Source organism: Mesorhizobium sp. BR115XR7A, assembly GCF_020165315.1.
GTDB classification, from domain to species: domain Bacteria; phylum Pseudomonadota; class Alphaproteobacteria; order Rhizobiales; family Rhizobiaceae; genus Mesorhizobium; species Mesorhizobium australicum.
In genome coordinates this window covers 1-19,516 of sequence record NZ_JAIUHW010000019.1, presented here as the reverse complement: position 1 = coordinate 19,516, position 19,516 = coordinate 1, and the positions used below count along the sequence as shown (strand labels likewise).

Genomic DNA, 19,516 nt, shown 5'->3' with positions numbered 1-19,516 from the left:
CAGCCGGCCCTTTTGTTTTGCTTAGAGCGATTCAGCGTTTGAAGGGTCGACCCGCTCTAAGTCGTTGTTTTTACGCCAATTCCGGACGAAAAACCGCTACGCACCTTTCCTGGAATTGCTGTAAGACCCCCGGTCAAAACCCTTTGGCCGTGATGCCTGTCCGAAAGCCGGATCCCACTTTTCGGGATCATGGTCCGAGCGCCTTTTTGGGAAAAAGCCTTCGCGGCGGTTTTTTCTCTGGCGGAATCAATCCGGCCGCGTTAAGCGATGACTCCCATGGCGCGATATGTATTCATCACAGGCGGCGTGGTTTCCTCACTTGGAAAAGGCATTGCCGCAGCGGCCCTTGGGGCTCTCCTGCAGGCGCGAGGTTATCGCGCACGCATCAAAAAACTCGACCCTTATCTGAACGTCGATCCCGGCACGATGTCGCCGTACCAGCACGGCGAGGTGTTCGTCACTGATGACGGCGCCGAAACTGACCTCGATCTTGGCCATTACGAGCGCTTCACCGGCCGGTCCGCCAATCAGCAGGATAACATCACGACCGGGCGTATCTACAAAAACATCATCGAGCGCGAGCGGCGCGGCGATTATCTCGGCGCCACCGTGCAGGTGATCCCGCACGTGACCGACGAGATCAAGAACTTCGTCCTCGACGGCAATGACGATTATGATTTCGTGCTGTGCGAGATCGGCGGCACGGTCGGCGACATCGAGGCGATGCCGTTCCTCGAGGCGATCCGCCAGCTCGGCAACGATCTGCCGCGCAACAACGCCGTCTATGTCCACCTGACGCTGATGCCCTATATCCCGACGGCGGGCGAACTGAAGACCAAGCCGACCCAGCATTCGGTCAAGGAACTGCGCGGCATAGGCATCGCGCCCGACATTCTTCTGGTGCGCGCCGACCGCGCCATCCCCAAGGAAGAGCGCCGCAAGCTGTCGCTGTTCTGCAATGTCAGGGAAAGCGCCGTCATCCAGGCGCTCGACGTGCCACATATCTACGACGTGCCGATGGCCTATCACAAGGAAGGTCTGGATTCGGAAGTGCTCGCTGCCTTCGGCATCGAGCCGGCACCCAAGCCGCGCATGGAGCCGTGGCAGGCCGTCTCCAACCGCATCCACAATCCGGAGGGCGAGGTCACCATCGCCATCGTCGGCAAGTATACCGGCCTCAAGGATGCCTACAAATCGCTGATCGAGGCGCTTTCGCATGGCGGGCTGGCCAATCACGTCAAGGTCAAGCTCGACTGGATCGAATCGGAAATCTTCGAAAAGGAAGACCCGACGCCTTGGCTGGAGAAGGTGCACGGCATATTGGTGCCCGGCGGCTTCGGCGAACGCGGCTCAGAAGGCAAGATCCTGGCGGCCAAATTCGCACGCGAGCGCAAGGTGCCGTATTTCGGCATCTGCTTCGGCATGCAGATGGCGTGCATCGAGGCGGCGCGATCGCTGGCCGGTGTCGAACATGCCTCGTCGACCGAATTCGGCCCGACCAAGGAGCCGGTCGTCGGTTTGATGACCGAATGGCTGAAAGGCAACATGCTGGAAAAGCGCAGGGCGACTGGCGATCTCGGCGGCACCATGCGGCTCGGCGCCTATCAGGCCGAGCTCGCCAAGGGTTCGAAGATCGCCGACATCTACGGCGACACCCAGATTTCCGAACGTCACCGGCACCGCTACGAGGTCAATATCGACTACAAGCAGCGCCTGGAGGATTGCGGGCTGGTGTTTGCAGGCATGTCGCCCGACGGTGTGCTGCCGGAGACGGTCGAATACCCCGACCATCCCTGGTTCATCGGCGTGCAATATCACCCCGAACTGAAGAGCCGGCCGCTCGATCCGCATCCGCTGTTTGCCAGCTTCATCGAGGCGGCGGTGGAGCAGAGCCGCCTGGTCTGATCGCTCCCATGCGGACCTATGTCGCGCTTCTCTACAGCATCGTCCTGGGAGAGGGGCGGCGGGTCGTCATGTCCGACCTCAAGGCCATGGCGGAAAGTCTCGGCCTAAAGAATGTCCGCACCTTGGTGGCGACCGGCAACCTGGTCTTCGAGAGTGAAAAGACCTCGATCACCACGCTTGAGACACGCCTGGAATCCGCCTTCGAACAGGCCTTTGGCCGCCATGTCGATATCATCGTGCGTGCCGCCGAAGACTGGCGCAAACTCGCAAGCGGTAATCCATTCCCGACCGAGTCGGTGGAAGCCGGCGACCAGGTGGCGGTGCGCGTAATGCGCAAACCTGTAGCCGAAGACGCCATATCCGGGCTTCAGGCCTGTGCCGCCGCGGACGAGAAAGTGCTTCTGGCCGGCGGAGACATCTGGGTCGTCTTTTCAAGGGAGAGGCCTAGCTCGCGCCTGCTTGCCGCCGCCAACCACAAGCGCATGGGCGTCGGCACCTCGCGCAATTGGAACACCGTGCGCAAGCTGGCCGAAATGGTCGCGCGGTAGAGCGGGGCGGCTCGGGCCGCCCCGCTCTGGTTCATCAAGCTTTCGCCACCTTGGCGCCGGCGCTCACGGCCGCGGTGCGCAGCACGTAGTAGATGACGCCGGCAATCGCCACGCCGAAGAACCAGCCATAGACGCCCCACCAGGACGGCAGCCAGTTGGTGAAGTTGGGCAGGATCGACGAGAAGATGGCGCCAATGCCGGCGGCGATGAACGCATTGACGTGCCAGCCACCCTGGAAGCGGAACTCGCCGTCCTCGCGATACAGCGCCTCGACGTCGACTTCACCTTTGCGGATCAGATAGTAATCGACCATCATCACGCCGAAGATCGGCCCCATCGTTGCGCCGATGACGTTGACGAAGGAAGCCGCACTGCCTTCCCACGGTGCGAAGGGATAGAGCACCAGCGCGATGACGGCCGCGATGTAGCCGCCTTTCTTGAAGTCGATCTGGCGGGGAAAGACATTGGAAAAGTCGAAGGCCGGCGAGACGAAGTTGGCCACGACATTGATGCCGAGCGTCGCCACCGCGAAGGTGAGCGCCGCGAGCGCGGCCAGGAACCAGCTGTCGAACTTGGCCGAGATCTGGTCGGGGTGCAGCAGCACCTCATGGTAGACGTCGTAGGCGGCGATGGTGGTGACGCCGGCGACCAGCGAGAACAGGATCAGGTTGATCGGCAGGCCCCAGATATTGCCCTTGCGCAGCGATGCCTGGTCGGGGGCATAACGGGCGAAATCGCAGAAGTTTAGATAGAGCGCCGAGAAGTACGTCACCCAGATCGCCGCCACGGCAAACAGTGCGGTCCAAGACCCTGGAGTACCAGGGACGCCCGCATCCTTGGTCTTTTCCAGCAGTACATCCATTGGGATATCGCTGGTGAAAGCGAAGGTTCCTGATTTGACGCAGAGATAGATGGCCAGGATCAGCATCATCACCCAGACCGCCGGGCCGGCCCAGTCCTGGAAGCGGCGCACCGTTTCCATGCCGCGCTGGATGATCAGCAGTTGCAGTGCCCATATGATCACGAAGCAGATCACCTCCAGGCCGGAATGGCCAAGGAAATGGGTATTGGCGTTGAAATCGGCGAACCATTGCGAGCGGATCAGCAATGCGACGATGGCGCCTGAGGCGGCCGCTGTCTGCGCGCCGTACCAGAAGCAGGCGACGATGGCGCGCACCAGTGCCGGAATGTTGGCGCCCCAGATGCCGAAGGAGGCGCGGGCGAGCACGGGGTAGGGCACACCGGTCTTCACACCGGCATAACCGACCATGTTCATCAGTGCGTATATGATCAGCGAACCGATGCCGATGGCGATGATGAAATTGACGAAGCCGCCACAGAACAGAAACAGGCTGGCGGCGAGGTAGTAGCCCCACAGGCTATGGACGTCCGACGTCCAGACGTTGAAGATCGAGAACGGTCCCCAGTTTCGAACCTTGGCAGGAGCGAGGTCTTCATTATACAAGTCAGGCGATGCGCCTTGTATCGTCATTGCAATGTCCCCTTCTTGCAGCACGCGCCCTCACGCGTTGACCGCAGAGGTTACGCCTGACGCAGGGGAACCGGCAAGCAATCGATTTGCCGGCTTTGGCCTTAAAGATATTCAATGCGAACCGCGATTATCGAGAGCCCGTGATGGTGAGCCGCTTTTGAAACAGGCCTGCCTGTCGATTCGAATTCTCGATCCACGGCTTCCAAGCTGGACAAACCCGCGTTCCCGACGCCTATCGGCAAGCAAGGCTGCCTAGGCGATGGCCATCACCCGCTTGTGGTCCTCGACTTCGGAAAGCAGCCAATCCTGAAACAGGCCCGTACCCGGCTTGTTGCCGATGCTGCGGCGCTGATGCAGGTAGATGCCGGCCGGGTAGGTATGGCGGGCGCTGAACGGGGCGACCAGTTTGCCCTGCTGCAGCAGATCCTGGGCCATCATCGTGTCGGCGAGCGCTATTCCAGCGCCATTGATCGCCTCGCGCATGATCAGCGTACAATCATCTAGCGTCGTGCTGGATTTCGGCGTCGTGTCCAACACGCCTTCCTGCTCCAGCCAGCGCTTCCATCGCATGGTCTCGCATTCGTGGATCAGGTGGTGGTTGACCAAGTCGGCGGGCGATCGCAGCGGCATCGGCCCTTCAAGCAGCGAAGGAGCACAGACCGGCGTCAGGACCAGCGGGATCAGCAGCGTCAGAGCCGGGCCGGCCTTGTAGACGAACTCGTCGACGATGGCCAAATCGAAATTGGCCCGCTTGCCCGATGTCGAGATCTCCAGATCCACGGACGGATGCCGCCGGCGAAAATTCGGCAGCCGGTCCGCCAGCCAAAGGTTCAGGACAGCAGGGACGCACAAAACCCGGACACGCTGGGTCCTGCCGTGGCTTGGGGGCCCGGCGAGACTGACATCGTCGGTGGCCCGCCAGATGGCTTCGAATGCTTCGGAGAGGCTGCGTGCGTAATAAGAGCCCCGAATGGTCGGCGTTATCTGCCGAAAGCCGCGCTCGAACAGCTCCTGGCCGAGATTCCGTTCGAGTGCGCGGATGTGACGGCTGATAGCCGAGGGTGTCAGATGCAGCTCTTCGGCTGCGTCCTTGACGCTGCCGAGACGGGCGGCGGCCTCGAAAGCGCGCATGCCATTGAGTGAGGGTAGGGCCATCGGCCGATCATGAATTGCCAGTTGAGTTTTTGTCAATCGATATGGACAAAATTGGCGTTTGATCGCCTGACCCGTTCGGGGATACCCAAGAGGCAAGAGCAATTAAGTCGTCTCAAGAACGACAATTTGGGGACTTCGGCACGATCCAACCAGAGGTGACGGCCGGTTTGACCGGTTTCCACCGGTGGCGGGAGAAGCCTTGCGCACTGCAAGCCGCGCCTCGGCCAAAGCCCCGCAAAGAGGAGAACGCCTACCCATGCCTCAATCGCCAGTGCCGGTCTTTGAAACGGCGGACGAGATTTCCGCTGAAACCTCCGTCGTCGTGATTTTGCAGGCCGCTCAAACCGGCTTTGGCCCGCGGGCAAGGGCCCTGGACACCGAAATGGGCGGGATCCTCTCCCGGGCCTGTGCCGATGCGGCTGCCTTGGCTGAATCCGGCGCCTGTATCGATGTCATCGCCCCTCAGGCGGTATCGGCGCGGCGCGTGATTGTCCTAGCCCTGGGCAAGGCCGAGGCCGTCACCGCACTCTCCTTGGCGCGTGCTGGCGGCCTGCTTGCCGCGCATCTGGAAGGCAGAGGGGAATGCGCGGCCACCCTGGTCCTAGATCCCGTTGCCGGCATAAGCCTGCCGGGAGCGGAAATCCTGGCAAGGGTCGCGCTTGGCATGCGGCTGCGGCGCTATCGTTTCGACATGCGCAACCGGCGCCAAGGGGCGGGGGCCGATCGGACCCTGCGGGTGCAGCTGGTCGGGGCCGGCGGTCCGGAGCTGTATTCGGCGCTGGCGCGGATCAATGCCATCGCGGATGGCGTCGAATATGCGCGCACACTGGTCAACCTGCCGCCGAACCATCTCCATCCCGACAATTTCCACGATCACCTGGAGCCTCTGCGCGAAGCCGGCATCGACGTCGAGATACTCGATACGGCGAAGCTCAGGGAATTCGGCATGAACGCGATCCTGGCCGTGGGGGCGGGTTCGGTACGGCCGCCACGAGTCGCCGTCCTGCGCTATCGCGGCAAGGGCGCCCCCGCGCAGCCGCTGGCGTTCGTCGGCAAGGGTGTCTGTTTTGATTCCGGCGGTCTCTGCCTAAAGCGCGGCGAGCAGATGTTCGATATGAAGGCCGATATGGGCGGTGCGGCCGCGGTGGTCGGCCTGCTGATCGCGCTGGCCCGGCAAGGCAGTCCGGTGCACGCCGTCGGCGTGCTCGGCATTGCCGAGAACATGCCGTCAGGCACCGCGCTCAAGCCGCGCGACATCATCACGACAGCTTCCGGGCAAACCGTGGAAGTGTTCGACACGGATGCGGAAGGCCGGCTGATCCTGGCCGACTGCCTCTACTATACCGCCTCGCGCTTCAATCCGTCGGTGATCGTCGACCTTGCCACTTTGACCTATTCGGTGATGCGCGGTCTTGGATCGGTATTCGCCGGTCTCTTCAGCACCGACGATGCCATCGCCTCGCGGATGATCGCGGCCGGAGAAATGGTCGGCGAGCGGTTCTGGCAGCTGCCGCTCGACCGGGCTTATGACGAGGGCCTGCAATCGCCGTTCGCGGACCTGCGACATCACGCCAAGGACATGGAAGACGGTGACGCTCCCTACGCCGCGGCGTTCCTGCGCCACTTCACGGAAGACCGCCCCTGGGTGCATCTCGACATCGCCGGCAAGGAACTGACCGAGAAGGATCAGCCCCTGGGCCGGGAAGGCGCTACCGCATTCGGTGTGCAGATGCTGGAAGAATGGGTTCGCTCCAGCCGGGTTGCAAACTAGGTGACCAGCGGCATGCCTTCAAACATTCAGGAGATCGGGATGTCATCGGAGATCGTCACCAGGGAAGGGCGGGCCGATTTCGGCGACTACGAAACCTGGTATCGCGTCAGCGGTAGCCTCGATGCCGACAAGGCTCCGATCGTCATTCTGCATGGCGGGCCGGGCGCCGCCCACAATTACGTCGATGCCTACAAGCTTCTTGCCCGAAGAGGCCGCGCCGTCATCCACTACGACCAGCTGGGCTGCGGCAATTCCACCTTGCTGCCGGACAAAGGCGCCGATTTCTGGACACCCAGGCTGTTCATCGACGAGCTTGAAAACCTTGTCGACCATCTCGGCATCCGCGGCGGCTTCCATGTGCTCGGGCAGAGCTGGGGCGGCATGTTGGGCGCCGAGTATGGGGTGACGCGGCCGAAGGGCCTGAAGTCGCTGACCATCGCCAATTCACCGGCTTCCATGAAGCTCTGGGTAGAAGAGGCCAACCGGCTGCGCGCCGACCTGCCCATGGACGTACAGGAGACGCTGACCCGGCACGAACAGGCTGGCACGACGGATCATCCGGACTACCAGCAAGCGACGATGGTGTTCTACGAGCGGCATGTCTGCCGGATCGTTCCGTTCCCGGCCGAAGTGACCGAGACCTTCGCCCAGGTCGTGCGCAATCCGACCGTTTACAACGTCATGAACGGGCCGAACGAGTTCCATGTCATCGGTACGCTGAAGAACTGGAGCATCATCGATCGGCTGCCCGCCGTCGATGTTCCGACGCTGATCATTTCCGGCCGTTACGACGAAGCCACGCCCGCGACCGTGCAGCCGTTCAAGGACGGCATCGAGGGATCGCGCTGGCAGGTATTCGAGCATTCCAGCCATATGCCGCATGTCGAAGAGCAGGATCTATGCATGCGGGTGGTGGGAGACTTCCTGGACGACAACGACAACTGAAAAAAGGGGAACTGCGACATGAAGAAACTGCTCTTGGCGGCCTCAGCCGCGGCATTGCTGGCCGGCTCGTGGCTGGCTCCGGCACAGGCCGAATACCTCAAGGAACATCGCGGCGGCACTATTCGCCTGCTGGCCCGCTCGGCCGCCGGAACGCTCGATCCGCACATCAATTACACCGACCAGGGCTGGCAGATGTATCAGCCGATCTATGACGGGCTGGTCGCCTTCCGCAAGGCCGAGGGCATGGACGGCTTCACCATCGTCCCCGATCTGGCCGAGGCGCTACCCGAGGTGACCAATGACGGCAAGACCTTCACCTTCAAACTGCGCAAGGGCATCAAGTTCTCCGACGGCAAGGATCTCGGCGTGAAGGACGTCGTTGCTTCCTTCCAGCGCATCTTCAAGGTCTCCGGACCGACCTCCGGCACCTTCTATGCCGGCATCGTCGGCGCCGACAAATGCCTTGCCGAAACCAAGAGCTGCACGCTGGAAGGCGGCGTTGTCGGCGACGAAGCGGCAGGCACCATTACGTTGAACCTCACCAAGCCGGACGCCGAGATCCTCTACAAGCTTGCGTTGCCGCATGCCGTCGTCCTGCCGGCGGACACGCCCGCGGAAGACATGGGCTCCAAGCCCATCCCCAGCACCGGCGCCTACATGATCTCCGCCTTCGATCCCAACAAGGGCATGACGGTGACCCGCAACCCCAATTTCAAGCAATGGAGCGAGGACGCCCAGCCGGACGGCTATCCTGATGTCGTCCAGTATGATTTCGGCCTCTCCGAGGAAGCTGCCGTCACCGCGATCCAGAACGGGGAAGCCGACTGGATGTTCGACGCGCTGCCCAGCGATCGTCTCGGCGAACTCGGTACCAAGGCCATGGACCAGTTGCATATCTCGCCGCTCTCGGCCTGGTGGTATGCGCCGCTCAATAACCGGCTGGCGCCGTTCGACAATGAAAAGGCGCGCCAGGCCGTTGCCTACGCGGTCGACCGCAACACGCTGGTCAAGCTGTTCGGCGGCAAGGTGCTGGCCTCGCCGGTGTGTCAGGTCCTGCCTCCGGATTTCCCCGGCCACGAAGACTACTGCCCCTTCACCAAGAACCCCGGCGCCAAGTGGTCGGCGCCTGACCTCGACAAGGCAAAGCAGCTCGTCGAGGAATCGGGCACCAAGGGCCAGAAGGTGACCATCATCGTCGAGGACACGGCCATTTCCCGCTCCATCGGCGTCTATCTGCAGAGCGTGCTGACCACCATCGGCTATGTCGCCGACGTCAAGCCGATCTCGTCGAACATCCAGTTCACCTACATCCAGAACACCAACAATAAAGTGCAGATGTCCGTTACCCAATGGTACAAGGACTATCCCGCGGCTTCGGACTTCCTGAACATCCTGTTCAGCTGCGCATCTTTCCGTGAAGGTTCGGACGCTTCGATCAACATCGCCGGCTTCTGCGACAAGGATATCGACGCCAAAATGCAGAAGGCATTGGACCTCGGTGTGACCGACCAGAAAGCCGCCGACAAAATGTGGGCCGAAATCGACAGGCAAGTCACGGACAAGGCACCGGCCGTCGGCCTCTTTACGCCGAAGCGGCTTGACTTCGTCAGCAAGCGCGTGGGCAATTTCAAGTTCAACCGGCAGTTCAACTGGATGATCACCCAGTCGTGGGTACAGTAATGGCCTGGGTACAGTAATGGCCTGGGTGCAGTAACGAACCGCGGAGGGGCACGTCCGTGTCGTACCAAGTCGCTGCCGTGCCGCGCAAAACGCGAGGGCCCTGGGCCGTCGCGTTTGCGAAGCTGGCAAGAAACAGGGCCGCCATGGCGTCCCTGGCCGTGTTCCTCGTCATCGTCCTTGCCTGCCTCAGTGCGCCTCTCTACGCGAAATGGGCAGGAACAGACCCCTTCGCCTCGACGCTCGACGCCGTCATTCAGATCGACGGTGCCGACGTTCCGGTGATGGAACAATCGACAGAGGGGCTCGGGCTTGGCTACACGCCGCTCGGCCCGACCTGGCGGGTCGGCAACTATTTCCTCGGTGCCGACAGCCAGGGGCGCGATGTCATGGCCCGGATGCTCTATGGCGGGCTGAGTTCGCTGCTGATCTCCGGGGCCGCGACCATCTTCACGCTGGTCCTCGGCACGGCGGCGGGATTGATCGCGGGGTATTTCGGCGGCGTTACCGACACGGTTCTGTCGCGCTTGCTGGATGTGCTCTGGGCATTTCCGATCTATCTCCTGGCGATTTCGCTTTCCATCGTCACAATTTCGCAAGGCATCTCGATCGGACCGATCGAGATCGAGTCCGGCAGCCTGTGGTTGCCGGTCATCATCATCGGTATCGTCTATATACCCTATGTGGCGCGTCCGATCCGGGGGCAGGTTCTGTCGCTGCGGCACAGCGAGTTCGTGCTGGCCGCGATCAATCTGGGCGTACCGGGATGGCGGATATTGTGGCGCGACATCCTGCCCAACATCACCACCACCCTTATCGTGTTCATACCGCTGATGATGGCGCTGAACATGCTTACTGAATCGGCGCTCTCCTTCCTCTCGATTGGCGTCCAGCCGCCCGCGGCGAGCTGGGGAACCATCATCCAGGACGGGCAGGCGCTGCTTTACACCAGGCCACTCGTGGCGCTGGTGCCAGGCCTGGCGATCGCGATTTCCGTCATGACCCTCAATGTCTTCGGCGACGGCCTGCGCGACGCGCTCGACCCGCGCTCGAAGGTTCGGCTGGGGCGCGACTGATGATCTACGCCATCCTGCGCCGTTTCGGTCAGATGCTGTTCGTGATGTTCGGCATCTCGGTCATCGTCTTCCTGATTTTCTTCGCCACGCCCGGCGCCGACCCCGCGGCCCGCATCGCCGGCCGCAATGCATCGCCCGAAGTGCTCGAGGCGGTACGCCACAGCTTCGGCTTCGACCGGCCGCTCTACGTGCAGTACGTGACGATGATGGAGAAGATCTTCGTCACGGGCGATCTGACTTCTTTCGTCAATCGCGGCTGGAAGGTGGTGCCGGCGGTGCTGGATTCGATCCCGGTCACGCTCTCGCTGGTGTTCGGGGCGGCGATCCTGTGGGTGGTTGTCTCCATCGGCATAGGCATCATCGCCGCCGCCACACGCGACAGTTGGCTGGACAGGCTGCTGATGGCGTTGGGCTTGCTCGGCATTTCCATGCCGGTCTACTGGCTGGGCGAGGTGATGAACCTGATCACCCAGAGCCGCTATCACGACAGCTGGGCATTTTCCTGGGTGCCGCCGCTTGGCTACAAGAATTTTTCCGACGACCCGAAAGGCTGGTTCCTGACGCTGGTCATACCCTGGATCACCCTCGCCATCCTCTACATCGGCATCTACGGCCGCGTCTTGCGCGCGGCGATCATCGAATCCCTGCAGGAAGACTATATCCGCACGGCCCGCGCCAAGGGCCTTTCGGAGACCCGCATCCTGCTGCGCCATGCCTTGCGCACGTCGCTCATCGCCTTCGTCACCTTGTTCGGTCTCGACTTCGGCGCACTGGTGGGCGGCTCGGCCCTCCTGACCGAAGTGGTGTTCGGGCTGCACGGCATCGGCAAGCTCACCTATGACGCGCTGCAGAACCTCGATTTGCCAATGATCATGGCGACGGTGATGTACGCTTCCATGTTCGTGGTGGTCGCCAACGCGGTCGTCGATTTCGTCTACATCCTTCTCGATCCGCGCCTGAGGACATCATGATATTGTCGGTGCGTGATCTCCGTGTATCCTTCCGGACCGATGATGGCCTGGTGAGGGCCATCGATGGCGTTTCCTTCGACCTCGCGGAAAGCGAAATTCTCGGTGTCGTTGGCGAGTCCGGCTCCGGCAAGACAGTGTCGCTGCTTGCGGTGATGGGGCTTATCACCGATCCCAACGCCATCATCGAAGGCTCGATCCGCTACAAGGGTCGCGAGTTGGTCGGACTGCCGCCGCGCGAACTGAGGCGCTTGCGGGGCAACGAGATCGCAATGATCTTCCAGGATCCGATGACGGCGCTGACGCCGGTCTACACCATCGGCTGGCAGATCGCCGAACAGATCCGCGCGCATCGCAACATCACCAAATCCAAGGCCATGGAGCGGGTGGAGGAACTGCTGGCGGAGGTGAATTTCCCCAACCCGCACGAAGCAATGTCGCGCTATCCGCACCAGCTCTCCGGCGGCATGCGCCAACGGGCGGTGATCGCGATGGCGCTGTCCTGCAACCCGGCGCTGCTGGTGGCGGATGAGCCGACCACGGCGCTCGACGTCACGGTGCAGGCCGGCATTCTCGATCTGGTGCGCAAGCTGCGCGCCACGCACAAATCGGCGGTGGTCTTCATCACGCATGACATGGGCGTGGTCTCCGAACTCGCCGACCGGGTCATGGTGATGTATGCGGGCCGCATCGTGGAACGCGGCAGCCGCACCGAGCTGTTCGCCGACCCGCGACACCCCTATACCCGTGCATTGCTTGGTTCGATCCCGCCGCTGACCGGTGTCAAACCCCGCCGCCTGCCGGCCATTCCCGGGTCACCGCCATCGCTGCTGCGATTGCCGCAAGGCTGCGCCTTCGGTCCGCGTTGCCCTGTCGGGTACGAGCCCTGCCTAACCAAGAAGCCCGAGCTTGGCGCCGCCACGCACGCGGCGGCCTGTTTCCGGGTGGCGCAGACATGAGCGGACCGATGATCGACAAAGACCGTCCAATCCTCGAAACGCGCGGGCTCGGCAAACGCTTCTCGATCGGCAGCCGTTTTTCCGCGGAGGGCAGGCGAACCGTCCACGCGGTCGACAATGTCTCCCTGACAGTGCGGCGCGGCGAAACCGTTGGATTGGTCGGCGAGTCCGGATGCGGCAAGTCCACGCTGGCCCGATGCCTGGTCAGGCTCTACGACATTTCGGACGGCAAGCTCCTGTTCGAAGGCGACGACATCACATCGAAGTCGCTGTCTGAACTGAGGCCGCTGCGGCGGCGCCTGCAAATGGTCTTCCAGGACCCGTCGGCCTCGCTCAATCCGCGCCGGCGCGTCGGGGACCTGGTGGCCGAACCGCTGCGCATCCATGGCAGGCTTTCATCGCGCGAGATCGCCAGCCGCGTCGCGGAACTGTTCGACCTCGTGGGACTGTTGCCGGACCATGTCATGCGCTTTCCCCATGAATTCTCGGGCGGGCAGCGCCAGCGTGTCGGCATTGCACGCGCCATCGCCCTCAATCCCGATCTTGTCGTTCTCGATGAACCGGTCTCCGCGCTCGACGTGTCCGTACAGGCGCAGATCGTCAACCTGCTTGCCGATCTCCAGGAGAAGTTGGACCTCACCTATGTCTTCATCGCCCACGACCTGTCCGTGGTGCGTCAGGTCTCGACCCGCATCGCGGTCATGTATCTCGGCTCGATCGTCGAGGAAGGGCCGGCGGAACAGGTGTTTTCAGCCCCGGCCCACCCTTACAGCCAGGCCCTGATCTCGGCCGTTCCCGTCGTGCAGACGACGCCCACTGGGACGCGCAAGCGTATCATCCTGACAGGCGACGTACCGAGCCCGCTCAATCCGCCATCCGGCTGCCGTTTCCATCCCCGATGCCCAATCGCGGTCGAGCGCTGCCGTTCGGAACGGCCGGAGCTGAGGGAGCACCAATCCGGCCGCAAAGCGGCTTGCCACTTCCCGACGGTATAGCCGACCTCATTCCGATCCAGAATTTTTTAAAAATTCTGTTTCCATATGGAACAAATCGCCAGGCGGGGCGTTTCATAATGTTCGATCGAGCGCATCTCGATCGACCGGGAGGAAACAATGGACTACCTGCATTTCTTTGCGCCCGTGCGGATATCGCGCGGGCAGGGGCATCCTGTAGAAGAAGTGGATAGTGTTGCCGAGGCGATGGTTTTCTTGCGTAAATGGCCGACGGGACGACGTGGGCCAGTTTATCAGTGCGCGCTGAATTGCTGCTCGGCTGCCCTGTCGGGACAGATGTCGGCGGAGGAAGCCAGAAAGGCGTTCACCGGATTTGCCCGGATCACGCGGCTTCTCGACGATGACATGGCACTGCCGATGGGCAGCGACAGCATGGCGAGCATACACGCGCTGCGGCGATAGCCGCCACGCCCCTCTGCCTCTGGTGGATCGCGCCCCTTACGGGCGCGATGGAGGTTATGCTTGACCCTCGGGGCAGGTCGGTGGGTATCGCTTCTCAATTCTCCCTGAACCCACGATTGAGCGAATCGCGAACCGGCGCCAACATATAGTCCAGCAGCGTGTGCTCGCCGGTCAGGATCATGACTTCCGCCGGCATGCCGGGCGATAGATGGATGTCATGCAGATCCCTGAGATCGGCCGCGTCGATCTTGACCTTGGCAAGGAAATAAGGCTCTCCGGTTCTCTCGTCCGTCAGCCGGTCAGCCGAAATCGAGGTCAGCAGGCCATGGATTTGCGGCAGGTGTCTGGTTGGATAGGCCGAAAGCACCACACGGGCCGGCATGTCCGGATGCACCACGTCGATATCCGTGGGCTTGATGCGGGAATCGATGATCAGATTGGCCTCGTTCGGGACGATGTCGAGAAGCGCCTGACCGCTGGAGATCACGCCCGATTCCGTTGTTACGCGCAGGTTCATCACCGTTCCGGCGATTGGCGCGACGATGTCCGTCCTCGCCAGCACGTCCTGGCGCGAAGGCAATTGGCTGCGCAATTCGGCGAGATCCGTGCGCGCTTTGGCAAGATCCTCGTTGGCGCTCTCGCTATCCTGCTGACGCAGGTTGAGGAGTTGGAACTGGGTCTCGCCGATCTGCTGATCGTTCTTCGCTATCTGCGCCCGGTTCGATGCCTGGTTGGCTCGAATGTCGGCCTGGGAGCGCTGAAGCGCCAATATCCGCGGCAGGCGTTCGAGGCCCTTCCTGTACATCTCCTGCGCGGAGGCGATCTCCTGGTCGATCAGGCCGAGTTGCTCGGCCTCGGCCGCCATGACATCCCTCGCTCCCGTGCTTTGCTCTTCGATCTGCGCGATGCGCTTGTTGAGGATCTGTGTGCGGCCTTCGCGGGTTGCGAGGCGGCTGTCGAGCAGCGCCTGTTCTTCGGCGACCACCTTTCGCGCGCTCTCGCTGTCGATCGAGGTCAGCTCCTTGGGGAAGGTGATCCGGTCCCGACCGGCAAGTTCCGAAACAAGTCGCGCCTCGGTCGCCAGCAGGCGAACATAGCGCCCCTCCAGCTCGTCATATCGCCCTTGCGCATCGGTCGTCTTCAGGCTGATAAGCACTTGGCCGACGCTGACTTTATCGCCCTCCTTAACGTGGATCGCGCCGATGATGCCGCCCTCCAGATGCTGGATGGTCTTACGATAACCTTCGGGGCTGACGACGCCGTTGGCAACGACAGCGCTCGCCAGCAGGGCGACGCTTGACCAAGCAGCGGTGCCGCCTACGAAAAGGATGGCCGAAGCGTAGCCCAGCATTCGCGCCGGCCGCGTCCGCAGCTTCAGATTGCGCCTGCTGGCACGGTAGGCGCGCGAGCGTCGCCGGAGCAATCCCGCAATCAAGAGCAGGAAGAGCGCGCCAGCCACCGCCAGCAACATTATGCGAGACGGCGTGTCGGTCCCATCCAACCAAACCGATACCGCTGTGCTGAGGTCGTTGGCGGAGGCGGTCAGCCTGTCGGTGAGTTCGTGCAAGCTGTCCGTCAGCCGGTTCAGCGTCGTCGAGAAGTCGCCAAATCGATCGCTCATGGCTCACTCCGCTGCGTTCAGTTTCGCTGCCGCGTTGGCAACAAGCTTTTCCCGCAAGGCCGCCGGAACCGGAATGCGCCTGGGCGGTCCGCCGAGCGCGCCGAGCACCTCGTCGCGCGTGCCGAACATCGAAACCGATCCGTCATGGAGGAAGACGACATGATCGGCGGTGCGCAGGAGATTGGTCTGGTGGCTGACGAGAATGACGGTGCGGCCCCGCTCCTTCAGTTGCTGGAGCACGTTGAACAGCGCCACTTCGCCTTCACCGTCCAGGCCGGTGTTCGGTTCGTCGAGAACGATCAGCTGCGGATCGCCGAACAGTGCCCGGGCCAGCGCGATACGCTGGCGCTGGCCGCGCGAAATGCGAGCGCCATGCGGTCCCACTTCGGTCCGGTAGCCGTTCGGCAGCCGCAGGATCATATCATGGATGCCGGCAAGCTGCGCCGCGGCGATGACCGCGTCGCTGTCGACGTCACGCAGGCGCGCGATGTTCTCGCCGATCGTTCCGGGGAACAGCTCGACCTGCTGTGGCAGATAGCCGAGATGCATGCCAAGTTCGTCCGAAGGCCAGTTGCACACCTCCGCGCCATCCAGCCTGACATGGCCGAGCGAAGGCCGCAGCGCGCCGACGATAAGACGACAGAGCGTGGTCTTGCCGGAACCGGACTGGCCGATCACACCGCAGGTCTGGCCCGGCTCAACGCCGAAGCTTATGGCATTGACAAGCGCCTGGGACGTTCCCGGCGCGCAGTAATGCAGGTTCTCGAGCTTCAGCCTGCCTTGTGGGCGGGGCAATGTGACGCCAACCGTTTGCATCGATCTGGTGTCGGCGAAAAGCTTCGTGAGATTGCGGCGCGCGGTTCGCGCGCTGACCAGGCCGCGCCAGGCGCCGATAGAGCGCTCGATCGGCGCCAACGCGCGGCTGAGCAGGATCGAGGCCGCAATCATCGAGCCTGGCGTCAGCTCGCGACGCAGGACGAGATAGGCGCCGAGCCCGAGCACCGCCACTTGGAGCGCTAGGCGAAGCGAACGCGACAAGCTGCCGATGACGGTGGTGCGCCGCAGGAGCCGGGTCTGGATATCCATCAGCGACTGCTGGTTTTCCTCCCAGCGCCGCAGCGCCGGCTCGGACATGCCGAGCGAGCGCAATGTCTCGGCGCCGTCGATAAACTGCCCTACGGCGGTCTGGCTGCGGCGCAGTCCGGCCGCGGCCTCCTGGCTCTTGCGGCGGGTGAGGAAATCATTGGCGAGCGCTGCACAGAACAAAAGCACGGCGCCGGCAAGACCGACCACGCCCAGCGCGGGATGCAGCAACCACATGAACGCCAGGAAGACCGGTGTCCATGGGGCGTCGAGAAAGGTCAGGATGCCGTCGCCGGCGATGAAACTGCGCAGGTCCGCTACGTCCTTCAGGCCGGCTTCGAGGCTGCTGCCGGCGAGCCGCGCGTCCATGGCGCGTTCGATCACCGGAACGCTGAGCTGGTCGTCCAGCCATTGGCTGATATGCCCCAGCATCATACGGCGGGCGTGTTCCAGCATGCCGTAGACGGCGATGGCGCCGACAACGGCCAATGTGAGCCAGAACAATGTGTCGATGGAACCGCTCGACAGTACCCGGTCGTAGATTTGCAGCATGTAAACGGTGCTGGCGAGCAGGAGAAGATTGGAGACCAGGCTGAAGAGGAGGAGGGCGGGGACCTGGTGGCGTGCCAGATGCATTACCTCCTGGAATTGCGGTCTTGGCTGCATCACGGATACCCCACTTCGATGCTTGCCGGCACCCGGCCGGTGTGAAACGGGGACAGCTGATGCCGCCCCCGTCGGGTCTGGTGTCAGGCGATGTCGACAAGGATGTGCTGCATCGCTGTGTGATCGGCGTCCGCGTCCGCCACCTGGAAAGCGAAGTCGAGGTGAGCGTCCGGCGTCTGCGTCACGGTCGAGGTGAAGCCGATATCCGTGATCTTCAGCACGTCGTTGTCGACGGGGTCGAAGTTGACCAGACTGGCGGTCGTGTTGCTCCCACCGCTAGCGCCGGTCGCTCCGTTCAAGTCGATTGCCTGGCCGGTGATGCCGTTGCCGGACTGCATGATCTGAACGCCTTGCAGCGAGTAATGTTCGCCGGCCGCGTTGTAGTCGTTCTGCTCGATGATCACGAGGCCGTCATTGTTGTCGAGTGTGAACTCGCCATTGTAAGGGGCCGGCACCTGACCCTTCTTGAAGATGTCGGAGTTCGAGACATACACGGCCCGTGTGATCTCGTTTGTGCCGTCGGTCAGGTCGAGGATTAGCATCAGGTCTTCGCTGTTGCCGATGCCGTCGAACTTGATGGCCATCGCGCCGGCCGTCGCGGTCGGATCGGTAGCCTCGGTCTGGATGCCGACACTGCTGTCGAAGAACCGCAGGGTCAGCAGTTCGCCTTTCTGGATCGTGTCGCCGGCGACACCGTTAGTGCTCTGGGTGGCAGAAACCCAGGTTTCATTGCTGTTGCTGACCATATCGTGGGTACCGGCCGTCGGCAGCGAGTTGAACGTGGAGTCGCCGGAAGACCCCTCTCCATTATTCGTCAGGCTGAACGGATGGCTTCTGTCGATCAGGTTGCCGGTGAACTGCACGTAAAAGTCTTCGTCGGCCGCCGTGCCCGGGTCATCCGCCTGCAACTTCTCCACCACGATCGGAGGGTGGCCTGCATTGCTCAAGGGCTCCTTGGACAGGAGTTGGCTGGTGTGAATCACGTCGAAAGTGAAGCCTTCGAGTGGGTCGGTCAGGGTGATAGCGTAAGTGTCGTTGACCTTGTCGAAGACGAGGGTGCCGCCCGCCGTGCCGGTCTGGAGCCCGGCAGCCGAATCCTTGTCGTAGGTGAAGTTGAAGTTGAATGTTGCGTTGGTGTCGGTCTCCGATGCGAGCGTCACATCCGGGGTGAGGACATTGCCGCCGCCACCGCCGACGATCGTGCCGCTCAGCCCGATCTGGACGCCGGCAAGCGCGCCGTTCTGATCGACAAAGTCGGAACCGCCGCCGGTGTAGAACGCAGCCGGGTGCGCATCGGCGCCGATGTCGTAGCCGAAGGCTCCGGAGGCGGATGCATTCAGCGTGTTGGCCAGGTTTTCGTTCTGGATACCCGCGGTACCCGGGTCGCCGTCGAACGGCACGGTGATCGTTGGCGCGTCGTCCTTGAAGATGAGGCTGGTGCCGATATTGACATGGTCCGAGGCCTGATCGCCGTCACCATCGGTGATGGTGGCGGTCAAAGTGACAAGATTATCAGCCGCCAAAGTTGTTGCCTGGTCCGGTCCGGAGTCGGGCGAATGCATGACCGCACGTTCCTGGTCGAGGGTCACGTTGCCGTCGGCGGCCACGCTCACCGTGAATACCACGGCGCCCGCGGCCGATCCGGCCCGGCCAACCACCTCGCCGCTTTCGACGAAGAGCAGAATCGACAGGCCGCTCAAGGTGTCTGTCAGGCCGCTGACGTTGGTGACCTGATTGATGTCGAGCGTGTAGCTCATGGCACCGCCATCCGCACCGGCATGCGGGGTAAAGACAGCCGCGAAATCGGCGGCGTTGCTGCCGAGGCTCGACTCGTCGACGGTTAGCGTCGGCTCGGTGCCGGTCGTCGATATGCTCGGCCCGTCATCGTGGAAGTTGAGGTTCTGGCCGATGTTGAGCGTTGCCGACTGGTGGTCGCCGTCCTTGTCGGTAACGGTTGCGGTGAGCTTGACCAGGTTGTCGGCGGAAAGCGTGGCATTGTCATTGGGGTCGTTGGGGTTCGAGTGGACCAAGGCACGTATCTGGTCGAGGGTGACGTTGCCGCTGGCGTCGACGGATACCGTGAAGACGAGGTCGCTGGTGCCGGAGGTGCGGCCCTCGACGACGCCGCCGGCAGTGACCGACAGCACGACCTCCTGGTTGGTCGCAGTGTCGATCAACCCGGTCGAGCCGGCCGTGACGGCGAGCGCATAGGTGACCGCTCCGGCGCCGTCGGCG

Annotated in this window: 15 protein-coding genes; 10 read left to right on the top strand and 5 right to left on the bottom strand. The window is 62.6% G+C overall.

Annotation, left to right across the window (positions count from 1 at the left end; all coding sequences use genetic code 11):
• Window positions 1–267: 267 nt before the first annotated feature.
• The gene (locus tag LB557_RS29050; RefSeq protein WP_083883046.1) at window positions 268–1,905 is read left to right on the top strand and encodes a CTP synthase; all 1,638 of its coding nucleotides are present in this window, start codon (window positions 268–270) and stop codon (window positions 1,903–1,905) included.
• A gap of 8 nt (window positions 1,906–1,913) precedes the next feature.
• A complete protein-coding gene (locus LB557_RS29045) occupies window positions 1,914–2,453 on the top strand; it encodes a DUF1697 domain-containing protein (protein WP_140616436.1) in 540 nt (179 codons plus the stop codon).
• Between the two features lie 34 nt (window positions 2,454–2,487).
• On the opposite strand, the gene LB557_RS29040 is transcribed toward LB557_RS29045, so the two are convergent.
• Both LB557_RS29040 and LB557_RS29035 read right to left on the bottom strand, forming a co-directional pair.
• Complete coding sequence (locus LB557_RS29040; protein WP_140616438.1) at window positions 2,488–3,945, bottom strand: NCS1 family nucleobase:cation symporter-1; 1,458 nt, start codon at window positions 3,943–3,945, stop codon at window positions 2,488–2,490.
• 252 nt (window positions 3,946–4,197) lie between these two features.
• On the bottom strand, window positions 4,198–5,100 hold the full coding sequence (locus tag LB557_RS29035; protein ID WP_224597519.1) for a LysR substrate-binding domain-containing protein: 903 nt from the start codon (window positions 5,098–5,100) through the stop codon (window positions 4,198–4,200).
• Window positions 5,101–5,356: 256 nt separating this feature from the next.
• Here LB557_RS29035 and LB557_RS29030 point away from each other — a divergent pair, with 256 nt between their 5' ends.
• The 8 genes from LB557_RS29030 (at window position 5,357) to LB557_RS28995 (ending at window position 13,911) form a co-directional block, all read left to right on the top strand.
• Window positions 5,357–6,871, top strand: a complete 1,515-nt coding sequence (locus LB557_RS29030; protein WP_224644087.1) for a leucyl aminopeptidase — start codon at window positions 5,357–5,359, stop codon at window positions 6,869–6,871.
• Between the two features lie 39 nt (window positions 6,872–6,910).
• Window positions 6,911–7,816 carry a proline iminopeptidase-family hydrolase gene (locus LB557_RS29025; protein WP_224644088.1) on the top strand — a complete coding sequence of 302 codons (906 nt, stop codon included), beginning with the start codon at window positions 6,911–6,913 and terminating at the stop codon, window positions 7,814–7,816.
• An 18-nt stretch (window positions 7,817–7,834) separates the two neighbouring features.
• Window positions 7,835–9,496: an ABC transporter substrate-binding protein gene (locus LB557_RS29020; RefSeq protein WP_140616442.1), complete on the top strand. Its 1,662-nt coding sequence runs from the start codon at window positions 7,835–7,837 to the stop codon at window positions 9,494–9,496.
• 56 nt (window positions 9,497–9,552) lie between these two features.
• On the top strand, window positions 9,553–10,569 hold the full coding sequence (locus LB557_RS29015) for an ABC transporter permease (RefSeq protein WP_015317822.1): 1,017 nt from the start codon (window positions 9,553–9,555) through the stop codon (window positions 10,567–10,569).
• Window positions 10,569–11,540, top strand: a complete 972-nt coding sequence (locus tag LB557_RS29010; RefSeq protein WP_140664041.1) for an ABC transporter permease — start codon at window positions 10,569–10,571, stop codon at window positions 11,538–11,540. Before LB557_RS29015 ends, LB557_RS29010 begins: the two co-directional genes overlap by 1 nt.
• Window positions 11,537–12,496: an ABC transporter ATP-binding protein gene (locus tag LB557_RS29005; protein WP_224644089.1), complete on the top strand. Its 960-nt coding sequence runs from the start codon at window positions 11,537–11,539 to the stop codon at window positions 12,494–12,496. Before LB557_RS29010 ends, LB557_RS29005 begins: the two co-directional genes overlap by 4 nt.
• An 8-nt stretch (window positions 12,497–12,504) precedes the next feature.
• Window positions 12,505–13,491 (top strand): ABC transporter ATP-binding protein, encoded by a 987-nt coding sequence (locus LB557_RS29000; protein WP_140664035.1) that lies wholly within the window; start codon window positions 12,505–12,507, stop codon window positions 13,489–13,491.
• 117 nt (window positions 13,492–13,608) lie between these two features.
• Window positions 13,609–13,911 carry a DUF982 domain-containing protein gene (locus tag LB557_RS28995; protein ID WP_015317826.1) on the top strand — a complete coding sequence of 101 codons (303 nt, stop codon included), beginning with the start codon at window positions 13,609–13,611 and terminating at the stop codon, window positions 13,909–13,911.
• 94 nt (window positions 13,912–14,005) lie between these two features.
• Here LB557_RS28995 and LB557_RS28990 read toward each other — a convergent pair whose 3' ends face one another.
• From LB557_RS28990 to LB557_RS28980, 3 genes are all read right to left on the bottom strand, one after another.
• Entirely contained in the window at window positions 14,006–15,532 is a 1,527-nt protein-coding gene (locus LB557_RS28990; protein ID WP_224587235.1) for an HlyD family type I secretion periplasmic adaptor subunit, read from the bottom strand.
• A 3-nt stretch (window positions 15,533–15,535) separates the two neighbouring features.
• Entirely contained in the window at window positions 15,536–17,251 is a 1,716-nt protein-coding gene (locus LB557_RS28985) for a type I secretion system permease/ATPase (RefSeq protein WP_224644090.1), read from the bottom strand.
• 113 nt (window positions 17,252–17,364) lie between these two features.
• On the bottom strand, window positions 17,365–19,516 hold a 2,152-nt coding region (locus LB557_RS28980), incomplete at its 5' end, for a DUF5801 repeats-in-toxin domain-containing protein (RefSeq protein ID WP_224713140.1).

What these genes read in the sequence shown, in the direction of transcription:
- LB557_RS29050 (WP_083883046.1), top strand. Translation starts at nt 268, where the DNA reads ATGACTCCCATGGCGCGATATGTATTCATCACAGGCGGCGTGGTTTCC.
- LB557_RS29045 (WP_140616436.1), top strand. Translation starts at nt 1,914, where the DNA reads ATGCGGACCTATGTCGCGCTTCTCTACAGCATCGTCCTGGGAGAGGGG.
- LB557_RS29040 (WP_140616438.1), bottom strand. Translation starts at nt 3,945, where the DNA reads ATGACGATACAAGGCGCATCGCCTGACTTGTATAATGAAGACCTCGCT.
- LB557_RS29035 (WP_224597519.1), bottom strand. Translation starts at nt 5,100, where the DNA reads ATGGCCCTACCCTCACTCAATGGCATGCGCGCTTTCGAGGCCGCCGCC.
- LB557_RS29030 (WP_224644087.1), top strand. Translation starts at nt 5,357, where the DNA reads ATGCCTCAATCGCCAGTGCCGGTCTTTGAAACGGCGGACGAGATTTCC.
- LB557_RS29025 (WP_224644088.1), top strand. Translation starts at nt 6,911, where the DNA reads ATGTCATCGGAGATCGTCACCAGGGAAGGGCGGGCCGATTTCGGCGAC.
- LB557_RS29020 (WP_140616442.1), top strand. Translation starts at nt 7,835, where the DNA reads ATGAAGAAACTGCTCTTGGCGGCCTCAGCCGCGGCATTGCTGGCCGGC.
- LB557_RS29010 (WP_140664041.1), top strand. Translation starts at nt 10,569, where the DNA reads ATGATCTACGCCATCCTGCGCCGTTTCGGTCAGATGCTGTTCGTGATG.
- LB557_RS29005 (WP_224644089.1), top strand. Translation starts at nt 11,537, where the DNA reads ATGATATTGTCGGTGCGTGATCTCCGTGTATCCTTCCGGACCGATGAT.
- LB557_RS29000 (WP_140664035.1), top strand. Translation starts at nt 12,505, where the DNA reads ATGATCGACAAAGACCGTCCAATCCTCGAAACGCGCGGGCTCGGCAAA.
- LB557_RS28995 (WP_015317826.1), top strand. Translation starts at nt 13,609, where the DNA reads ATGGACTACCTGCATTTCTTTGCGCCCGTGCGGATATCGCGCGGGCAG.
- LB557_RS28990 (WP_224587235.1), bottom strand. Translation starts at nt 15,532, where the DNA reads ATGAGCGATCGATTTGGCGACTTCTCGACGACGCTGAACCGGCTGACG.
- LB557_RS28985 (WP_224644090.1), bottom strand. Translation starts at nt 17,251, where the DNA reads ATGCATCTGGCACGCCACCAGGTCCCCGCCCTCCTCCTCTTCAGCCTG.